Source organism: Psychrobacter sp. NPDC064578 (assembly GCF_044901245.1).
GTDB lineage: Bacteria > Pseudomonadota > Gammaproteobacteria > Pseudomonadales > Moraxellaceae > Psychrobacter > Psychrobacter cibarius_C.
In genome coordinates this window covers 282640-303570 of record NZ_JBJDPI010000004.1, presented here as the reverse complement: position 1 = coordinate 303570, position 20931 = coordinate 282640, and the positions used below count along the sequence as shown (strand labels likewise).

16 protein-coding genes are annotated in these 20931 nt (G+C 43.8%); 12 read left to right on the top strand and 4 right to left on the bottom strand.

The genetic code is table 11. The features are described from left to right. Positions 1–4 precede the first annotated feature (4 nt). Complete coding sequence (locus ACI2JM_RS06560; RefSeq protein WP_404643019.1) at positions 5–1522, bottom strand: hypothetical protein; 1518 nt, start codon at positions 1520–1522, stop codon at positions 5–7. A 217-nt stretch (positions 1523–1739) separates the two neighbouring features. After that, positions 1740–3356 (bottom strand): NAD(P)/FAD-dependent oxidoreductase, encoded by a 1617-nt coding sequence (locus tag ACI2JM_RS06555; protein WP_404643017.1) that lies wholly within the window; start codon positions 3354–3356, stop codon positions 1740–1742. 582 nt (positions 3357–3938) lie between these two features. On the opposite strand from ACI2JM_RS06555, the gene urtA reads away from it, so the two are divergent. The 12 genes from urtA to ACI2JM_RS06495 all read left to right on the top strand — a co-directional run bounded on the left by urtA (position 3939) and on the right by ACI2JM_RS06495 (position 16608). Further along, positions 3939–5240 carry an urea ABC transporter substrate-binding protein gene (urtA, locus tag ACI2JM_RS06550; protein ID WP_404643155.1) on the top strand — a complete coding sequence of 434 codons (1302 nt, stop codon included), beginning with the start codon at positions 3939–3941 and terminating at the stop codon, positions 5238–5240. A gap of 309 nt (positions 5241–5549) precedes the next feature. Continuing rightward, positions 5550–7178 carry an urea ABC transporter permease subunit UrtB gene (urtB, locus tag ACI2JM_RS06545; protein ID WP_404643153.1) on the top strand — a complete coding sequence of 543 codons (1629 nt, stop codon included), beginning with the start codon at positions 5550–5552 and terminating at the stop codon, positions 7176–7178. A 10-nt stretch (positions 7179–7188) separates the two neighbouring features. After that, a complete protein-coding gene (urtC, locus tag ACI2JM_RS06540; protein ID WP_055124061.1) occupies positions 7189–8259 on the top strand; it encodes an urea ABC transporter permease subunit UrtC in 1071 nt (356 codons plus the stop codon). After that, on the top strand, positions 8259–9224 hold the full coding sequence (urtD, locus tag ACI2JM_RS06535; RefSeq protein ID WP_404643014.1) for an urea ABC transporter ATP-binding protein UrtD: 966 nt from the start codon (positions 8259–8261) through the stop codon (positions 9222–9224). The genes urtC and urtD overlap by 1 nt, the downstream gene beginning before the upstream one ends. A 46-nt stretch (positions 9225–9270) precedes the next feature. Then, complete coding sequence (urtE, locus tag ACI2JM_RS06530) at positions 9271–9969, top strand: urea ABC transporter ATP-binding subunit UrtE (RefSeq protein WP_404643012.1); 699 nt, start codon at positions 9271–9273, stop codon at positions 9967–9969. A 44-nt stretch (positions 9970–10013) separates the two neighbouring features. After that, on the top strand, positions 10014–11003 hold the full coding sequence (locus ACI2JM_RS06525; protein ID WP_404643010.1) for an urease accessory protein UreD: 990 nt from the start codon (positions 10014–10016) through the stop codon (positions 11001–11003). A gap of 150 nt (positions 11004–11153) precedes the next feature. Then, entirely contained in the window at positions 11154–11456 is a 303-nt protein-coding gene (ureA, locus tag ACI2JM_RS06520; RefSeq protein WP_010200554.1) for an urease subunit gamma, read from the top strand. Between the two features lie 74 nt (positions 11457–11530). Further along, the gene (gene ureC / locus ACI2JM_RS06515; RefSeq protein ID WP_404643008.1) at positions 11531–13657 is read left to right on the top strand and encodes an urease subunit alpha; all 2127 of its coding nucleotides are present in this window, start codon (positions 11531–11533) and stop codon (positions 13655–13657) included. A gap of 74 nt (positions 13658–13731) precedes the next feature. After that, positions 13732–14325: an urease accessory protein UreE gene (gene ureE / locus ACI2JM_RS06510; protein ID WP_404643006.1), complete on the top strand. Its 594-nt coding sequence runs from the start codon at positions 13732–13734 to the stop codon at positions 14323–14325. Beyond that, positions 14318–15133 carry an urease accessory protein UreF gene (locus ACI2JM_RS06505; protein ID WP_404643004.1) on the top strand — a complete coding sequence of 272 codons (816 nt, stop codon included), beginning with the start codon at positions 14318–14320 and terminating at the stop codon, positions 15131–15133. The genes ureE and ACI2JM_RS06505 overlap by 8 nt, the downstream gene beginning before the upstream one ends. Positions 15134–15171: 38 nt before the next feature. After that, on the top strand, positions 15172–15825 hold the full coding sequence (ureG, locus tag ACI2JM_RS06500) for an urease accessory protein UreG (protein WP_045454649.1): 654 nt from the start codon (positions 15172–15174) through the stop codon (positions 15823–15825). 105 nt (positions 15826–15930) lie between these two features. Then, positions 15931–16608, top strand: a complete 678-nt coding sequence (locus ACI2JM_RS06495; RefSeq protein WP_404643002.1) for a HupE/UreJ family protein — start codon at positions 15931–15933, stop codon at positions 16606–16608. 292 nt (positions 16609–16900) lie between these two features. Here the strand turns inward: ACI2JM_RS06495 and ACI2JM_RS06490 are convergent, their stop codons facing one another. Both ACI2JM_RS06490 and ACI2JM_RS06485 read right to left on the bottom strand, forming a co-directional pair. Beyond that, positions 16901–19219, bottom strand: coding sequence for an ESPR-type extended signal peptide-containing protein (locus ACI2JM_RS06490; protein WP_404643000.1), 2319 nt, complete (start codon positions 19217–19219; stop codon positions 16901–16903). 456 nt (positions 19220–19675) lie between these two features. Then, entirely contained in the window at positions 19676–20818 is a 1143-nt protein-coding gene (locus ACI2JM_RS06485; protein WP_404642998.1) for a M14-type cytosolic carboxypeptidase, read from the bottom strand. Positions 20819–20931: the final 113 nt, after the last annotated feature.

Sequence of the window (20931 nt, the reverse complement as noted above, 5' to 3'; positions counted from 1 at the left end):
CCTGCTAACTGCCAGTCAAGTGTAAAGCTGACGGCACACCAAAGCGGTTTAACTCGTCATCTGCAATCTGCCTTGCGCTCATGGGTGTGTCGTACTTAAAGCCGCGATGTGTCGCGTATGGGTGCGCCAATAGCATTGAGCGTGACTTACCTTTGATTGTTAATGAGCTTTCACCAAACGAGGCGCTGTCATCACAACCATCTAAGATGAATCTCCACAGATTGCCGTTACAAGTAAAGTCCACGCCTATCTGTTGCTCATATGCCGTATTGACTTTAGATAGCTCTGACAGCGGTACAGTGGCACTAAATGACCATGTATAACTATTGCTATCAATGCCCACGCTAAAGCCTAGCAACTTAATCTCACGCCCATCGTCGGAGCGCGTTAATGACACACTGTTTGTCACAAATATAACTCCCTTGTTGTATGCCTCGCCTTTTTCGCCAATCAATAGCTCAAGCCATGCGATTGCGTCAAACGTAGTATTTGCGTTTACCGCCATGCCCGATGACTGACCAAACACTTTTGGCCTGCACATCACAACATCAAGCGTTGGATTAACCGCCAATGTTTTGCGCTTGCATGGTCTTGTTTCCATTGCATCGGCATCAGCATCAGCAGCAGATAACATCAGTATGCCACGTGGCATAGATAACGGCATGGCTAAGCTACTAGATGCACCCCTATCAGCAATGCGCCTTTTCATCGGTAACGCTAATTCGTCATTGTAAACATAGTGGCGTAATGCACCTGAGCCACATACCCACCCATCAATGATCTGCTCTTTGAGTATGACGGTCTGTGATAAATCGGGCGCTACATAACGCAGTTTACTAAACGGCAATCTAGCAGTTTCAATTAGCAATCGTTTTTGCTGTGCTACAAATAGATTATAGTCGCTAAACGTGCTTAGTTTGTCAGTGAGTAACTTGGCGTTTTCGCCTTGTATGGCTCGCTCAATTTGACGCTTAGCCATTGCCTCAAAGCCAAACCATCTATCATGACCGACTAACCTTGATTGCTCAAATTCCAAGTTTGACTTATTAGCAATAAATGACTGATATTCGCCTCCATGCTCGCTACTATCGCCTATCAGCCTTGATTGCTCGAATGATACTTGACTGCTTGATGTTAACTGCTTGTTAGCCTCAAATTGATTTTGGTTGTCGTCTCCTATCAGTCTTGATTGCTGCCAATCAACATTAACTTGCTGCGTTAAATGATCGCTAGCCTCAAAGCCTGATCGCTTATCAATACTTGTTATTTTTGACTGCTCAAACTTGATGCCTGTCTCAAAAAAAGACGACCTATCTACGTTTGAGTCATAACTGATGGTAGCGCTTGCTGTTGGGTTTAAATCACTGTAAGCGATAATACTGATATTTACGCTGCTTTCGGATTCATCAACCATCAATGTAGCTGACGCTGTGGGCGTTATATCGGCTATCGCAGTGATAGCAATCGTCACATCGTCATTAACATTAGGCGGCGTAACTGGCGCACCAACAAACATTGTCAAAAGTAATCAAAAGACCTCACAGCCTATCAGTTGTGGGGTCTTTTAATGTCTTATCGCATCATAACATTGCATAACTGACGATGTATTTTCATACAGCATACCTTCAACACACAAAAAAGCCTTTCAAGCTTTATATTTTATAGCTTGAAAGGCTTTACCGATCACATGCTTTTATCTAAGTGAGCGTTTTAATATTAGAGTTCACCTAAAGCCGCTCTTAATCTATCTTCAACATCGATTTTGCCACGGCTTCTGCCACTTTTATGCCATCAATCCCTGCTGATAATATGCCACCTGCGTAGCCAGCGCCTTCGCCTGCAGGGAATAAGCCTTCGGTGTTAATGCTTTGGAATTCTTTATTACGTTTAATACTGATTGGTGACGATGTTCTGGTTTCTACACCAGTGAGTAACCCATCATCAGATGAAAATCCTTGGATTTTCTTATTAAACGCTGGAATGGCTTCACGTATGGCATCCACGGCAAAGTCAGGTAATGCTTTGCTTAAGTCGGTTAAGGTAATGCCCGGTGTGTAAGAGGGTTTTACATCGCCCAATTCTGAGTCTGGTTTGCCTTTTAAGAAATCACCAATGGTTTGCGCTGGGGCACTGTAGTCTTTGCCCCCTAATTCAAACGCTAAGGTTTCTAGTTGTCTTTGTAATTCGATACCAGCAAGAGGATGGTTTGGGTAATCTCGCTCTGGGTCGATACCTACCACAATAGCACTATTGGCGTTGCGCTCGTTCCTTGAATATTGGCTCATGCCGTTAGTGACAACACGGCCTTCTTCTGATGCTGCGGCAACCACAGTTCCGCCTGGACACATACAGAAGCTATAGACAGAACGACCATTTTTGCAATGATGAACCAGTTTATAATCCGCAGCGCCAAGTACTTCGTTTCCGGCATTGTCACCAAAGCGTGCTTGGTCTATGGTTGACTGTTTATGTTCAATCCTAAAGCCAATTGAGAAAGGTTTTGCTTCAATATACACGCCTTTATCATGGATCATCTCAAAAGTGTCTCGGGCGCTATGACCAACAGCAAGAACAACATGGCTAGTTTTTAAGGTTTCGCCAGTATTAAGGGTCACGCCAGTTACTTTTGAGTCAGTAATGTGCAAGTCGTCTACGCGAGTAGCAAAACGAACTTCCCCGCCAAGCGCTATGATCTCAGCGCGCATTTTTTCTACCATGGTGACTAACTTATAAGTACCTATGTGCGGCTTACTGACAAATAAAATCTCATCTGGTGCGCCGGCTTTAACAAACTCGGTCATTACTTTACGGCCATAATGATTTGGATCTTTCACTTGGCTATATAATTTACCGTCGGAAAAGGTACCTGCTCCACCTTCACCAAATTGTACGTTAGATTCTGTGTTTAATTTACGCTGACGCCAAAAGCCAAAAGTGTCTTTGGTGCGTTGTCTGACTTCATTACCACGTTCAATGATAATAGGTTTAAAACCCATTTGAGCAAGGGTCAGTGCTGCTAACAAACCACAAGGTCCAAAACCAATAACAACAGGACGCTCAGTTAAATCTTTTGGCGCTTCACCTACATATTTGTAGCTGGTATCTGGCGTTGCTTTGACATGGTTGTCTGACTCAAACTGAACCAGTAAATCATTGGTCAAATCCGAGTCGGTCAGAGTGATGTCTAGCGTATAAATTAATTGGATATTTCTTTTATTACGAGCATCATAACCACGTTTAAACATCACAAATGACGCCATTTGCTCAGCAGAAATTTTAAGTTTTGTGGTTATAGCAGTCGTTAGATCTTCAGGCGCATGATTTAACGGCAATTTAATTTCAGTTAAACGTATCATTGGTTACTCATAAACTCGTGTAGAAAACATTCGCGCATTTTACTGGTACTGGTACAAATAAGCGAATAAATATTTTACTTACGCAGGGTAAATTTACGGTTTCTTCAGCATAGCTCAGCACCCTATGATAAAAAATAAATGTCAGACTTCACCCCAAGCTAGCTACCAAGCGTAATGACTAACGTGCTTTAGCCAAAAAAAACTTATCTTTAGTTGAGTTAACATCATTTAGTACGTTTGCTTCTTAACTTCCTTCTGTTCACACTTCCTGAACTCAAAAAAACATCGCTTCTGATGTCGTCATTTTTTATACCGCTTTAGCATTTCTTAACCAGACATAAATGGTGCATAGAAAATCATAAAAACCAATTATGGTGCAAAGAAGTGCCCTAGCTCCTGATAAAGACCAATATTGGTGCATTTGTCTCGTATTTTATATTGGCATAGATATTGAAGTATTAATCATAGTTAGGAATGGCTCGTTCACTCGGCCTACCAGGCTGCTACTTTATCTTTTTGGAGAAATATATGTCTTTATTGCCAACGCTTATCACTGCTACTCCTATAAGTACAAATTATCGTATCGACTCAAAATTGACATCACGTTTGTCTCTACTAGCAGTAGCCGTTGTCGGCAGCTTAAGTCTCATGGGTTGTCAAAAACCTGCAGAAACCAGTGCAGAAAGCAATTCTACCGCCACAAAAACGGACACCTCTGCGACGACTGCAGCAGATGGTGACACCATCAAAGTTGGTATCTTGCATTCTTTATCTGGAACGATGGCCATCTCTGAAACATCATTAAAAGATACTGCGCTCATGACCATTGATGAAATTAATGCCAATGGCGGTGTGTTGGGTAAGCAGCTAGAGCCAATCGTCGTAGATCCCGCTTCTGATTGGCCGTTATTCGCTGAAAAAGCGCGTCAGCTGTTAACCCAAGATAAAGTGGATGTGATATTTGGGGGTTGGACATCGGTGTCACGTAAGTCAGTGCTGCCTGTCGTTGAAGAACTAAATGGTTTAATGTTCTACCCTGTGCAGTACGAAGGTCAAGAGCAGTCAGAAAACATTTTCTACACTGGTGCTGCACCAAACCAACAAGCTATTCCTGCTGTTGAATACTTAATGAGTCCAGAGGGTGGTAGTGCAGAACGCTTCGTTTTACTTGGGACAGACTATGTTTATCCTCGGACTACTAACCAGATACTGCGGGCTTTCTTAAAATCTAAAGGCGTCGCTGAAACAGATATCATGGAAGAGTACACCCCTTTCGGTTTTAGCAACTATCAGACCATCGTTGGCAATATTAAAAGCTTCTCTACTGGTAAAAAGACGGCGGTTATCTCTACTATTAATGGGGATTCAAACGTACCCTTTTATCGCGAGCTTGCCAACCAAGGTATTAAAGCGTCTGATATTCCAGTCATGGCATTCTCAGTAGGAGAAGAAGAGCTTCGCGGTATCGATACCAGCTTATTGCAAGGGCATTTAGCATCATGGAACTACTTTATGTCGGTTAAAAATCCTGTCAACAGCGACTTCACTAAAAAATATAAGAAATATGCGCTGGATCATAAGCTACCCAATGCTGACAAAGTCGTAACAAATGATCCTATGGAAGCCACCTACGTGGGTATCAATATGTGGAAACAAGCAGTCGAAAAAGCTGGTACTACTAATGTAGATAAAGTGCGTATTAGTATGGGGGGTCAGACTTTTGACGCGCCATCAGGGTATACATTGAAAATGGATGAGGAAAACCATCATTTATGGAAGCCTGTCATGATCGGTCAAATCCGTGCCGATGGTCAGTTCGATGTAATTAGCAAAACGCCAAAAGTCATTCGTGCTGAGCCATGGAGTCAGTACATTCCTAAATAAGATTGTGGTCACCCAAGCCTTAGTCCCTAGTCCTTAGCCCCTTAATGGTATCAAAACCAGCAACCCTTTAGCTCCTCTACTGATAAAACAGTTTTTAGTAGAGGTTAAAGGAGTGTTGACTGCAAAAAAGGAACCATCATGTCACATTACCCTTCCTATTATAAAAGTGACGCGCCAGCCAATTATTCTAATAAGACTTTTATCATCGCCTTACTATCTTTACTCCTCCTCATTACTATCTCATCAGCTGCTCATGCTCACGAGACGCCAGTAGTACACAGCCATGGCGAGAAACTATCGACTAATACTGTGGCAGTGACATCCACTGCTGTAAGTGAAGAGACCTTACTTGCTCAAGACGACACCTTACTTGCTCAAAACAAGCAGTCTGTAACGACATCAGCTGATCTTGCGATAAGTAAAGGGGATGCTATCGAACAGTTCGTTGCTGCTGACTTCACCAAGCGCCAAACCATGCTCAACCAGTGGCCGGGGTCAGTTGAGAGTTTGGATACTTTAGTTGAGCTGATAAAGAAAGATGAGTTATATCAAGGCAATGGTGGGCAAACCTACCTACTTAACAGCGAAGATGAGCTATTTACGTATCCTGCTAAGCAGCTGACCACCGAGTGGCCGAGTGACTTGGCGCAAGTGACTTTGACCAATACGCTACGCTCAGCCCTAGTGTTTGGACAAGCCAAGGTTAAGCTTGAGTCAAACGATCCTACGCAACGTATGCAGGCAGTTGCCATCTTAGCGGACAATATCGAACAGCTAGATCCAGCACTCATAAGTACTGCTGCCACTAATGAGCAAGACGACGACGTCAAAACGGCGTTGAGTACTTTACAAGCGAGGATTGATTTTAGAGATGGCGACGTTACTACCCAAATTGCCGCGCTTACCGTGCTTGCTGATAGTGATAGCCCGCAAGTCTTAGTGGATGTCAAAAAAGCATTGGCGGCAGATGATATCGATCCTGTGCTCAAATCTACGCTGTTAAATACTGAAGAAAGTATTGAGCGACGTATCACTATTAGTACTTGGATAGGTCATCTGTTCACGGGTCTTAGTACGGCAAGTATCTTGCTTCTCGCCGCTTTAGGGCTTGCCATTACCTTTGGGCTACTGGGTGTCATTAATATGGCTCACGGTGAGCTCATTATGATTGGTGCTTACGCCACTTATATGGTGCAAAATCTCTTTCAAGCGTATTTTCCTAGTATGACTGGGTGGTATTTGGTTGCTGCTATACCCGTCGCTTTTTTAGTTAGTGCCATTATTGGCATGGTTATCGAACGAATCATTATTCGCCCGCTTTATGGTCGTGAGCTTGAAACCTTACTGGCAACCTTCGGTGTCAGTCTGATTCTCATGCAGTTGGTTCGGATGATATTTGGCGCGCAAAATGTCGAAGTCAGCAATGTAGATTGGTTGAGCGGTGCCTATCAAGTGTCTTCTAGCCTTGTACTTCCCTTCAATCGTATCGCTATTATCGGCTTTACCATCATTATTCTTATGCTACTGGTGTACTTACTTAACAAGACTCGCTTTGGGCTATTTGTGCGCGCTGTGACTCAAAATCGGCAAATGGCACGTGCAGTGGGTATCTCATCTGCTCGCATCGATATGTTGGCTTTTGGACTTGGCTCGGGTCTCGCAGGTCTCGCTGGCTGTGCTTTGGCGCAAGTAGGCAACGTCGGACCCGACTTAGGTCAGACTTATATTATTGATGCGTTCTTAGTCGTCGTGGTTGGCGGTGTTGGGCAAGTATGGGGCGCGGTATTGGCATCTCTAGGTCTTGGTGTCAGTGGTACGGTGCTTGAGATTGGCATTGGTGCTGTGATGGCTAAGATTGTGTTGTTGGTTCTTGTGATTTTGTTTATTCAAAAACGTCCACAAGGTTTATTCGCCCTCAAAGGCCGTTTTGTGGATTAAGGAGAACCTCATGCGTTTGACTCAATTATTATCTGATTCCCCACGTAATGCTATTCTGATTGGTTTGTGTTTTTTAGTGCTACTGATATTGCCTTGGCTCCATTTATTACCTGAAACCTCTAGTTTTCACCTGTCTGCTTATTGGATAACTTTGATTGGTAAAATAATGGCGCTCGCCATGGTAGCCCTGGCTTTAGACTTGGTCTGGGGCTATGCCGGCATTCTAAGCTTAGGTCATGGTCTTTATTTTGCGCTAGGAGGTTATGCTTTTGGTATGTACTTGACGCGTGAAACTGCTGGCACGGGCTTGCCAGATTTTATGCGTTTTTTGAGTTGGACTGAATTGCCATGGTATTGGGCAGGCACTCAACATTTCTGGTGGGCAATGGCTTTAGTGGTGCTAGTTCCCGGTCTGGTCGCTTTTATCTTTGGCTATTTTGCTTTTCGCTCAAAGATTAAAGGGGTTTATTTTTCGATTATTACTCAGGCCATGACCTACGCTGCCGCCTTATTATTCTTCCGTAACGAAACAGGCTTTGGTGGTAACAATGGCTTCACAGGTTTTACCACGCTACTAGGTTATGACATCACTGCCTCTTCAACGAGGGCTGTACTGTGTTTTACGACTGCTTTGGCGCTGCTACTGTCATATCTTGGACTACGCTATCTGATGAGCCAGCCTTATGGGCGCGTGCTCGGTGCCATTCGTGATAGTGAAAATCGCTTGCAGTATTTAGGCTATCGCACGCTTTGGTACAAGCTTTCTGCTTGGGTATTGTCTGCAGTCATTGCTGGTATCGCTGGTGCTCTATATGTACCGCAAGTTGGTATCATTAACCCAGGCGAGATGAACCCCGTCAACTCTATCGAGATGGCAGTCTGGGTGGCTGCTGGAGGCAGAGGTTCATTAATCGGTGCCATTGTAGGCGCTGGTACAGTCAATGTGATTAAAACCTATTTTACCGTCGCCTACCCAGAGTTCTGGTTGCTTATTCTAGGTGGATTATTTGTGGTGGTTACTATATTTCTCCCTAACGGCATTATTGGTGTACTCGATCGTTTTAAGAAGGAAAAAGAATAATGTCAATAATATGTAATAATGCTGCTTCCCAAAAAACGGCTAACGATGCGCTTATTAAAAATAAAAATGATCCTAGTATACATAAGCCAATGGGAAGTTTTGACAATACAAATAACATAACGATTGCAGAAACCACGCCTACCCGACCAGTCACTAGTTTGGCTGAAGATTATGGAGATAGCGGTGGCTTAGCGCATCCTGTTCCCAAATCAGGTCCAGATATGAGACATGGGATTGCGCTATATTTAGAAGGCGTTAGCGTGTGGTTTGACTCGTTTCGTGCACTCAATGATTTGTCTTTATACATTGAGGCGGGCGAGCTACGCTGCATCATTGGTCCTAATGGCGCAGGTAAGACGACTTTAATGGATGTCATCACTGGTAAAACGCGCCCGACCACAGGCAGCGCATTTTTTGGTCAAGTACATAATTTAGCCAAACTATCTACCGAAGAAATAGCGGAAGCAGGCATTGGCCGTAAGTTTCAAAAACCTACCGTATTTGAGAAATTTACCGTACTTGATAACTTAATGCTGGCTGCGCCAAAGGACAAACGGGTATCAAAAAGCTGGTTTACTAAAATTGACGCAGAAATCCAAGATACCCTTGACTCAACGCTTGATCAAATACGCCTAAAAGAGCTGATTAACAAGCCAGCAGGATTATTGTCTCATGGTCAAAAGCAGTGGCTAGAGATTGGAATGTTACTGATGCAAAGACCAAAACTTATCTTACTTGACGAGCCAGTAGCAGGCATGACAGATGCCGAAACGGAACATACCGCTGAGTTATGTCTGCGTCTTAAAAAGAATCACACCTTAATCGTGGTTGAGCATGACATGACTTTCATTGATGCCATAAGTGAAAAAGTAACGGTCTTAGCAAGTGGCGCTATTTTGGCTGAAGGCACGTTGAGTGAAGTACAGAATAACGAAGCCGTCATTGAGACCTATCTAGGTCGATAATTAATAGTAGTACTTAGACATAGACCTAAAAAACAGAGGTGCTTATATGTTAGAAATCAATGCCATAAATCAATATTATGGTGGCAGTCACATTTTACGTGATGTCACCCTCGCCGCCCCAGTAGGAGAATGTAGCGTGGTGCTGGGTCGTAATGGCGTCGGTAAAACCACCTTGCTTAAATGCTTGATGGGCATCCTACCAATAAAATCAGGTGAAATCTTATTAGACGGTAAGGATATTAGTCAGATGACGCCTGAGCAACGTGTGCGCGCAGGACTCGCTTATGTGCCGCAAGGACGCGATATATTTTCTACTTTGACCGTTGAAGAAAACATTCTGATTGGCATGGCGAAATTCTCTCAACGTAAAGCAAGTAAAGTACCCAAACACTTATATGATATATTTCCAGTGCTGGACGAGATGAAGCATCGGCGCGGCGGCGATCTATCAGGCGGTCAGCAGCAGCAACTCGCTATTGCTCGTGCGCTTGCATCAGAGCCTCGAGTACTAGTACTTGATGAGCCGACTGAAGGTATCCAACCGTCCATTATTAAAGACATTGGCAGAGTCATTCGTAGTCTTGCTAATAAAGGCGATATGGCAATTGTTTTAGTCGAGCAGTTTTATGAATTTGCAGAAGAGCTTGCCGATAACTATACCGTGCTCTCTAGAGGACAAGTGGTAGCTCAAGGGGCAGGAATTAACATGGCAAAAAACAATATTCAAGAGTTGGTGGCAATCTAAAAGGACACTTTATAAAAAGACACTTTATAAAAGGGAATACAATTTTGACTTGGCAATCCTCACTACAGCTCCATTTCGACTGCGCCTCTACTGCTGCAAAAACTCGGCTGTGTCATCGTGCCCATACTGGCGCACTCATGGTGCAGCGCGCGCTGTATCCTGAGCCTGATAGTACTGATAACAGCCAAGCAGGGATTTGCCATATTTATGTGTTGTATCCTCCTGCTGGTATTGCTGATGATGACCGCTTAACATTGGAGTTTAACCTACACTCTAATAGCCATGCGGTGATTACTACTCCTGGAGCCGGAAAATGGTACGGGCAACGCAAATCATTACGATCCTCTAGACCCAGCGACTCATCAAAAGTTAACAACGGTACTCAATCGGCAAACAACAATACTTCTAACGACTGTTTTAATGATGTTGTCAGCGCAGAACAGCATATCGACGCCCGCCTCGATGACCACGCTGTCCTAGAATGGCTACCACAAGAAAGCATCTACTACGATTATTCCAACTCTAATGCCAATAACCGATTTTATTTAGCTAAGACAGCAAGTTTGTTGACTTGGGATATTGCGGTATTTGGACGTCAAGCGTATCAAGAGACGTTTGCTAATGGTCATTATGCCAACCGCTTAGAGATATGGCGTGAGGGCAGTTTATTGGTTAGTGAATGTACCTCCCAGCAAGCAAATGCGCGCTGGTTTATCTCACCATTAGGACTGAATAATCAACATGTGCATGGCTCTTTTTGGGCAATACCTAGCACAGAGGTCATTGCGCCTGAGTTACAGAATAATCCGCTCAAGCTCGGCCAATATTTAGATGCCACTATTACCGAGCTACGCCATCTCATTGATCAGCAGTCACTACCTATTCACTGTACTCACAATTTTCAAGGTATCAATTGCCGTTATTTAGGGGCAGATGTGCGCGCCTGCTTTGAGGCTTTTTACCAAATTCGCGAGCTTGTCAGGTCTAAATGGTACGCGCTTGAGCCTCATCGACCAAGGATTTGGGACACTTAATATCATGTGCTCCTGCATACTCTCATCCCTGAACAATGCTTAATAAAATCAGAATGACTCTACTTAGTACATTTAACTTAGCCTATTTACTTTATAAAGATTAAAGACGAATCATAACCTTCAAAAGACAATAATTATTAAGGAAGCTTTATGCAATTAAATCCTACCGAAAAAGATAAACTCTTACTATTTACCGCAGGCATGGTAGCGGAACGTCGTAAAAATCGTGGCGTCAAGCTTAATTATCCTGAGTCTATCGCTTATATCAGCATGCTACTGATGGAAGGCGCGCGTGATGGCAAAACCGTGGCGCAACTGATGAGTGAAGGAGCCACTTATCTTTCTGCCGATGACGTCATGGAAGGCATCGCAGAGATGATACACGATGTCCAAGTTGAAGCCACTTTTCCTGATGGCACTAAGCTGGTGACAGTGCATAACCCCATCGTATAGCTTGTTTGCTATGAAGCTGTATAAAACGATATTGAACGAGAGCCATTGCCATAAGACGATTAAGGATAATAAAAATGACGATAAAAGCAGGCGAATATAATATTAAAGCAGGCGATATGGCTTTGAATGCTGGTCGATATGTTCAAACCATAACGGTAATCAATACTGGCGACCGCCCTATTCAAATCGGTTCTCACTATCACTTCTATGAAGTCAATGCAGCACTGAGCTTTGTTCGAGAGTCGACGCTTGGCTATCGACTTAATATCTTATCTGGTACTGCTGTACGCTTTGAGCCAGGACAATCACGAGAAGTTGAGCTAGTCGCGATCGCCGGTAAGCAACACATTTATGGTTTTTCAGGCGAGGTTATGGGCGTTGTAGACCCTAAAATCTCTCAAAATACCTCGAAAAAACGCATTGACCGACGTATCTATGCCGAGCATTTTGGCCCTACCACAGGAGATAAGGTACGCTTAGCCGATACAAATTTATGGCTTGAGGTTGAATATGACTTGACCAGTCACAGTGGCCAACATACTGATAGCATCAGCATTGGTGAAGAGGTCAAATTTGGTGGCGGCAAGGTAATCCGCGATGGGATGGGTCAATCACAGCTGCTGGGTGACCAAGTTGCCGACACTATTATTACCAATGCTCTGATTGTGGACTACAGCGGTATCTACAAGGCAGATGTCGCTATTAAGGGTGGTCGCATTAGCGGTATCGGTAAAGCCGGTAACCCTGACATTCAGCCTAACGTGACGTTACCTATTGGCACGGCTACTGAAATTATCGCAGGAGAAGGTAAAATATTAACTGCTGGCGGGATCGATAGCCATATTCACTTCATTGCACCGCAGCAGTGTGAGACGGCATTGATGTCTGGTGTAACCACGATGTTAGGCGGTGGTACGGGACCTGCTGAAGGTACTCTTGCCACCACTTGTACGCCTGGTGCTTATCATATTCACAGCATGCTAAAAGCCACTGATGCTATTCCGATGAATATCGGATTCTTGGGTAAAGGCAATGTTAGTCTACCTGCCCCCATTGTAGAGCAGATTGAAGCGGGTGCTATCGGGCTTAAGCTTCATGAAGACTGGGGCTCCACGCCCAAAGCCATTGATAACTGCCTTAGCGTGGCTGAAGAATACGATGTGCAAGTGGCGATTCATACTGATACGTTAAATGAAAGCGGCTATTTGGATAGCACTCTAGGCGCATTTAAAGACCGCTGTATTCACACCTTTCATACCGAAGGCGCTGGCGGTGGTCATGCACCAGATATTTTAAAAGCTATTGGCGAAACCAACGTTTTACCCTCATCAACCAATCCAACGCGCCCTTTTACTATTAATACCATTGACGAGCATCTCGACATGCTCATGGTTTGTCACCATCTAAGCCCAGCCATTGCTGAAGATGTCGCTTTTGCCGAAAGCCGTATTCGTAAAGAAACCATTGCCGCCGAAGATATTTTACAAGATATGGGTGCCATCTCCATGATGAGTAGTGATTCGCAAGCGATGGGACGCGTGGGAGAAGTCATTATTCGCACGTGGCAAACGGCTGATAAAATGAAAACCCAACGTGGTCATCTGGCTCCTGATCAATCAGCTAAAACGGAGCAGTCCTTAGAAAATATCATGCTAAGTCCTACGGATTCTGATAGCAGTAATGATAATTTTCGTATCAAACGCTACCTCGCAAAATACACCATCAATCCTGCCATCACTCATGGCATTAGTGACGAAGTGGGATCCATTGAAGTAGATAAATGGGCGGATTTAATTTTATGGTCGCCGGCATTTTTTGGCGTAAAGCCCGACCTTATCATTAAAGGCGGCTTGATTGCGGCAGCGTCCATGGGCGACCTCAATGCTTCCATTTCAACCCCGCAGCCTGTGCACTATCGCAGCATGTTTGGTAGCTTCCCCAAAACAGTGGCGCAGACTTGCATCACCTTTATGTCAAGTGCGGCTATTGATAAGGGTGTTGATAGGCAATTAGGACTAGAAAAGGTCATCAAAGCAGTACATAACATTCGCAAGGTACGCAAACAAGACATGAAATTCAACAGCTACTGTCCTCAGATGGAGGTCAATCCTGAGACCTATGAAGTGTACGCCGATGGTGAGCTGCTGACCTGTGAGCCTGCCGACTATCTACCGATGGCACAGCGCTATTTTTTATTCTAGCTGCTTTTTATTGTCGTGCTGATAATCTACCATCAGCTGTCAACCATCTACTTTAACGGACTATAAACATAATTATGAACATTTATACGCAACGTCTTGATCTATCAACCCTTAGCGCTGAACAACAAGCGATTATTGATAGGCAAAAACAGGCAGAAAACTTTTTATATTTAGATTTCGATACCCGTCAGCGTAGCCGTTTTAAAGCAGACACTCAGCATCAAGAAACCATTGGTGTCGATTTGCCACGTACGGAAACCATTAAGAATGGCAGTGTGCTGGCAGACCATCAAGGCAACTTGATACAAATAATAGCTGCTAAGCAAGCTTTGATAGAAGTAACCGCTGATAATGGCTTTGACCTTATGAAAGGCGCTTACCATTTAGGCAACCGCCATGTTCCTTTAATGCTGACACCTAATGCACTCTACTTTGAGCCTGACCATGTTTTAGAAGCGATGTTAAATCAACTTGGCCTACATACCCAAGCCGTACAAGCGCCATTTGAGCCAGAAACGGGTGCGTATAAAGGTGAGCACGGCGGACATTCTCACTCTCATAGCCACAATCGTGATCATAGTCATAGTCATAGCCATGCACATAGCGATAACCATCAGCATAATCACTCTGACGCTCACAGCCATAATAATAAGCATACTCATGACTAATCACGCCACACACTCACAGCAGACTACCCGTACCGCACAAGGTATAAATGATCTGAATAATACAGAGGTAACTGGACGTCTGTTAATGCTGGCGTCAAGCAACCTACCTATTGGCAGTTATACCTACTCGCAAGGCATAGAGCCTGCTATCGAGTCAGGGCTTATTCATGATGAAAGCAGTTGCTTAGCATTTATGAGTGATTATCTGGAGCTGGCACTATGTCGTTATGAGCTGCCGCTACTAGCGCTGATGATGGAGGCACTTATGATTGATGACGTCGCACTTGCTGATGCTTTAGGTGCAGATTACCACGCTAGCCGCGAAACCAAAGAGTTTGTCTATGAGTCAAGTCAATTGGCACTGTCTTTATCCGCATGGTTAGATAATGTTCTTGAGCTCAACGTGCCTGATAGCTTACTCACTCATGGATTTTTGCCACTGTTTGCCCATATCAGCTCGCACTGGCAACTTAAGCCTGTACAAGCCATGACCACCTATGCCTTTGGTCAAATTGAAAACATGGTGCTGGCTGCGGTCAAAACCGTACCGCTTGGACAAATGGCAGGACAGCGCATAATTTGGCAGCTGCAACAGTTATTAAGTCAGCAAATACAGCCACTGGCTGCCAACGTCCAGCAAAAATTTTCGCACGTTCAACATATGGCGTTAATGACGGATTGCTCTGATATAACAACATTTAAGCTAAATCTTCTCTATCAACAGCTACATATGTCCGCCAACCTACCAAATTTAGCCATACTGTCTTGTCAGCATGAAAGGCAGTACAGCCGCCTATTTCGCTCTTAATCGCTAATATACACAACTCTCATCAAGGAACTTTATTTATGGCACTAACACCCAAAGTAGAAAACAAAAATTTAGAAACGACGCTCTCTCCGCTACGTTTAGGCATTGGCGGCCCTGTAGGCTCAGGAAAAACCGCATTGACGCTGAGACTATGTCAACGCCTGCGGGATGACATCAATATGGCAGTGGTGACTAATGATATTTATACCAAAGAAGACTCTGAGTTTTTAACCCGCAATGAGGCGATGCCAGCTGAGCGCATTCGCGGTGTTGAAACCGGTGGCTGCCCGCATACTGCCATTCGTGAAGATGCCTCAATTAACTTATCTGCCATCGCCGAATTACAGCAGCAATTTGCAGGTCTTGAGCTTATTATCATCGAGTCTGGTGGTGATAATTTGGCAGCAACTTTTAGCCCTGAATTGTCCGACTTGACACTATATGTCATTGACGTGTCTGCAGGCGATAAAATTCCTCGTAAAGGCGGCCCTGGTATCATGAAATCGGACTTGCTCATTATCAATAAAACTGACCTTGCCCCTTTCGTAGGCGCGTCACTTGAGGTGATGGCACATGATGCCAAAAAAATGCGCGGTGATAAGCCTGTGGTATTTAGTAACATGAAAACAGGCGAAGGTCTTGATGACATTGTTGCTTTTATCTTAGATAAAGGCATGTTAAGTGTGGCGTAGAATGCCTTAGGTAATGGCATTAATAAGTGCTCTACAAACCGCTGATGGATCAGTGGATTATCAGTCAGTTTTTATATCGATTTGTTTATTTATTAAGGATTTATCATGACAACAGACACAGCCAAAACGATGACACGCAAAAACCTCTTCCAAAAAACCAACATAATCAGTGGCTTAGCACTGTTATCGTTGCTACCAACATTCGCATTTTCTCACCCTGGGCATGAGTTGATGGCAGCAGATAGCTCATTTAGCCTTTCAATATTGTCTGGTATATTGCACCCTTTGACTGGGTTCGACCATCTGATGTTAGCGCTGGGCATGGGCATGCTATTTACTCAAATGCACAGCTTTAAAAAAGGCTTTGTAGCACTGTTAATTGGTCTAGTAACAGGATTTGTACTGAGTTTAAGTGTGAGCTTGAATAGCCTGTTTATTGAATACGGTATTCTACTCTCTATCTTACTCCTGACCATGGCACTTATGAGCCGCTACTTTAATGCGGCATTGAATCAAAACCACGAGATGTCCGTCAAAACCGTGTATAAATTCTTAGTCATTGGCTTTGGTGCGCTTGCTATGTTCCACGGTGCTGCTCATGCAATCGAAGTGCCTGCAAACAGTAATACCGCTGGCTTCTTTACGGGTATGATTGTTGCCATGCTAGGTCTATATACTATCGGCAAAGGATTTGCCACTTATCTAAACACTCACCTACAAGACATTTTGATTATTCAACGTGTTATAGCTGTTGTCGGTTTATGCGGTGTGCTGTTAGGGTAACTTTGTTAATTTATACACAGAGTTGTTTAACACGGTAGTAAGTTGAAGTGTAATGCACGCAGGTGACATTATATAAATTACCTTGTGACATTGCCTTATGACCCTAAGCTTATGACAGCTCTTAAAGAAACTCTTAAAGAAATAAGGCCGCTCAAGCGACCGCCTCGCTCGCATTGGGATTAGCATTCAAAAAGGTTTGCGCTATAAGAAGCTTGAGATAATAAGTAAAAATGGTCATCAGAGAAAAAGGACAAATTAATGTCCTTTTTCTGGCGTTTGGTTTACTTAATGCTTACCAGCTAAAGCCCATACCCATGCCACCAGAGTTCTCATCTTTCGTGAAAGCACCACCGAGACTAAAGCTGGTATTGGGATTAATGACACGCTGATACCCCAATGAGACCGCTTGCTCGGAGCCCTGAAAACCTGCGCCCACGCCTATACGGTTCTTACCTTGTAGACCTGACGTGCTGGTTGCCATGTTTAACATCGCAGCACTCATCGCACCTTGACGATCAAAACGATCATCAATTTCCTTAAAGCGCTGTCCATTGTCTTGCAGATAATTGTGAATAGAGTCATTTAGAGCATTAAATTTAGTATCAGTATAGGTGTTCGAGGTTTCGATAGCGCTTGTTTTTGCGTCTTGTAACTGACTGACATTGACTGCGTCATTATTAGCGGTACCATTAGCAACATTGATAATCTGACGCTGGTTAATATCCGAACCAACCGACACTGTGTTTTCACGGCTAGAGCTAGAGTCATTACCGAGTACCACGGCGTTTTTTGCCGTAGTATTGATATTATTGCCGAGCACAAAAGTATTGTCGCCAGACACGGTATTATTATTGCCCATACTATAGCTGTTATTGCCACTGACCGTACTTGGATCGCCAATCGCACCTGAATGATTTCCAGTCACTTTATTACCAGTGCCAATGCTGATAGCTTGCTCACCGATTGCTTGGGCTCCATCTCCCATTGCAATAGATTGCTTGCCCTGCGCCGCCGCATTAGTGCCTAAAGCCATTGCGTTGTCTCCACTAGCAATCGCTTCTGCAGACGTACCACCATTGATGCTTAGGTATTTATGCTGTGCAGCAATGTCCTGTTTAACGCTCAATACCTGATCATTCGTATAACTTTGTGACAATGCCAGAGTCTCTGTTGCTTTGCCATCGGTATAGCCTTTTGAGGCGGTCAAAGTCTCGGTTGCTTTGTCGTCGGTATAACCTTTTGAGGCGGTTAAAGTCTCAGTTGCTTTGCCGTCGGTATAGCCTTTCGATGCGGTTAAAGTCTCAGTTGCTTTGCCGTCGGTATAGCCTTTCGATGCGGTTAAAGTTTCGGTTGCTTTATCGTCGGTATAGCCTTTTGATGCGGTTAAAGTTTCAGTCGCTTTGCCATCGGTGTAACCTTTTGAGGCAGTTAAGGTTTCAGTCGCTTTGCCATCGGTGTAACCTTTTGAGGCAGTTAAGGTTTCAGTCGCTTTGCCATCGGTGTAACCTTTTGAGGCAGTTAAGGTTGCAGTCGCTTTGCCATCGGTGTAACCTTTTGAGGCAGTTAAGGTTGCAGTCGCTTTGCCATCGGTGTAACCTTTTGAGGCAGTTAAGGTTTCAGTCGCTTTGCCATCGGTATATCGTTTATTTACCGCATCTGTATCATTTATTGCATCTGCCACATTAGTGATACGTTTTTCGAAACCTTTGCTACCAACTGAAATCGTATCTCTTTCATCTGCAATGGAGAAACTACCGATGGCGGTTGCGCCTGTCGCAGTTGCTTGGCTATTACTGCCAAACACGCTGCTGTCTGTACCTGATGCGGTATTCTGATAACCAACTGCAACACTGTAGTCACCCTCTGATGTATTTTCAAAACCAATGGCACTACTGTCTTCACCTGATGCTTTATTATTATAACCGACGGCACTGCTATTTACATTCGAGGCGGTATTTTTATAGCCAATTGCACTGCTATTTATGTTCGATGCCGTGTTGTTATAACCAAATGCACTACTATAACCCTCTGAGGCGATATTATTAGAGCCTACCGCACTGCTATTGATACGCGATGCGGTATTGTTATAACCAACGGCACTACTGTACTTAACTGATGCTTCATTATTAGCACCTAACGCACTACTATAATCACCTGATGCTGCATTAGTATAACCAACCGCACTGCTATAAATACCCGAAGACTCATTAGAAATACCTGTTGCGCTGCTATAACTGCCCTTTGCTTTATTTGCATAGCCTAGCGCAGTAGCTTCACTCAATGCTTCATTATCAATACCTAAAGCACTGCTATTGAGACCGTCTGCTGCATTATTTATTCCACAGGCTAGTGCAATTGCACCTCTTGCCGTACTTCCTCCAGAAACAGGATCCGATACGCATACCACGCCTGCCCACACTGTAGAGCCACTGATCGCTGCGATACTGAAGGCAAGCCCTTTTAGGGTCAACATCTTATAGTCATTTGAGCGAGCTATTTGGGCGATAGTACCAGTCGTGCCGCTGGTCTTACCAGCGCTCTTAGCATTTTCAGATACCACCACTATACAACCTAGTGATTGACTCCAAATCTTTTTAAATACTTTATTCATAGCTCGCTCCATAAGTCCAAAAACTACTCGTTGATAAAATCAAGGCTATCTATGTCACTTACTATGCCACTTACATTAGCAATGCTTATAAATGACAACTGTCATTTATTAAAGCACAAAGCTAACATACCTGTATATTTATATTAAAGGATATTTAGTATTCATGGCTGTCTTAGATAAGTAAAATAATCTGGGATAGTTTTATGGGAAAAGAGCGTTATGAGCAAAATTCGCCCACCCAAACGCTCACTACACAGTGAGTATAACGATTGTTATATCGGTAAGAGTGAGCGCATCTGGTAGGATTGCAAGTGCCGTTATGGCACTCGCAAGGTCTGGCAGCAGATCAACCTGATGGCGTATCTAAGGAAATTTGGCATGGCAAAGAGAATGTTGAACAAGTAACCCTTAAGTGGATGGACTGATTTCATAACCCAAACAATCTACCTAAATAATTCACTCACGTAAATTATCTACGACTGCCAACATAGCCACTAATGAGGCTTCCCCTAATTTCATAGAGCGCTCTGGTGACCAACCTGTATCCGCATCAGGGACATTATTGTTGTCTATAAATGGCATCTCCAAGGTATTGGCAAGGCAGTCAAAACGTTCGGCAACCCAGTGAGTCGCAAGCGTCATGTTCGCTGTACCCGGTGCATCTACATCATAGCCCTCTTCCGTCTGAAAGTCAGCACTGGCGAGCTTTAACACTTCTGAAAATCTATCGCGTAGACGCGCGAGACGGTCGCTATAATTTGGCGTACCCTGCGAGCCAGCAAGGAACACAAAAGGTATTTCTTCATCACCGTGTACATCATAAAATAAGTCAACGCCCGTTTCTTCCATTTTATTAATAACATGAAAGACTTCAGGGCTGGTCTCTAAACTTGGATTTGACCAAGCACGGTTTAGGTTAGTCCCAACTGCGTTGGTACGCAAATGACCTCGCACGCTGCCATCTGGGTTCATATTGGGCACAATATAGAAATTAGCTTTATCTAATAATAATTTACCCGTGGCATTATCACCATCTAATAGGCTATGCAGTAGACCATCGACCAACCATTCAGCCATCGTTTCACCGGGATGTTGACGTGCCGTAATCCAAATATTGCGTTTAGGCGCATCGTTATTGCTAGCGCCATCACTAATTTTGACTAAGGTTAAATCGCGCTTATCAAGGGTTTCTCCCAAATGCTCTAACGTCACTAATGGATGCATTTGTACCGCTGCTAATAAATCTTGATGACGCTCATCACTGTAAGGGGCAAAAAAAGCAATTTGAATGGTTTCACATTCCAACTCTGCCGTTATGGTTAGTTTGCCGTCTTTATAAGAGGTGGGCAGACGGAACCAATAGTCACGATCGTACGACGCCACCGCTTGGTAATTCTCCCACCCTGCAGGGAATGCCGCATCCCCTGCATTCATGATATTGAGCACATATTGCTCGCCAACCTGACCTGTCAGGCGAAAATTAAACCACTGAAAAAACTCGCCACCAACGTCCGGACGAATAGCCAATTGGATATTTTTTTTATCTTCTAAATTAATAACCTCAATATTACCAGCATCGAAATTAGCAGTGATATGCATAAATTTTCCTTAATTGTTTTTTAGATATCTTAGTGAGTATTTGTAAAGTACCTGAGCATAAACGATTAAAAACAAGCAGGATAGAGACGCTAACAAATCATCTTAAAAAATAG

Bases quoted from the DNA above. Each gene is read 5' to 3' on its own strand.
- ureA (WP_010200554.1), top strand. From the start codon at position 11,154: ATGCAATTAAATCCTACCGAAAAAGATAAACTCTTACTATTTACCGCA.
- ACI2JM_RS06490 (WP_404643000.1), bottom strand. From the start codon at position 19,219: ATGAATAAAGTATTTAAAAAGATTTGGAGTCAATCACTAGGTTGTATA.
- ureG (WP_045454649.1), top strand. From the start codon at position 15,172: ATGGCACTAACACCCAAAGTAGAAAACAAAAATTTAGAAACGACGCTC.
- ACI2JM_RS06505 (WP_404643004.1), top strand. From the start codon at position 14,318: ATGACTAATCACGCCACACACTCACAGCAGACTACCCGTACCGCACAA.
- urtE (WP_404643012.1), top strand. From the start codon at position 9,271: ATGTTAGAAATCAATGCCATAAATCAATATTATGGTGGCAGTCACATT.
- ureE (WP_404643006.1), top strand. From the start codon at position 13,732: ATGAACATTTATACGCAACGTCTTGATCTATCAACCCTTAGCGCTGAA.
- urtD (WP_404643014.1), top strand. From the start codon at position 8,259: ATGTCAATAATATGTAATAATGCTGCTTCCCAAAAAACGGCTAACGAT.
- ACI2JM_RS06495 (WP_404643002.1), top strand. From the start codon at position 15,931: ATGACAACAGACACAGCCAAAACGATGACACGCAAAAACCTCTTCCAA.
- ureC (WP_404643008.1), top strand. From the start codon at position 11,531: ATGACGATAAAAGCAGGCGAATATAATATTAAAGCAGGCGATATGGCT.
- ACI2JM_RS06485 (WP_404642998.1), bottom strand. From the start codon at position 20,818: ATGCATATCACTGCTAATTTCGATGCTGGTAATATTGAGGTTATTAAT.
- ACI2JM_RS06555 (WP_404643017.1), bottom strand. From the start codon at position 3,356: ATGATACGTTTAACTGAAATTAAATTGCCGTTAAATCATGCGCCTGAA.
- urtC (WP_055124061.1), top strand. From the start codon at position 7,189: ATGCGTTTGACTCAATTATTATCTGATTCCCCACGTAATGCTATTCTG.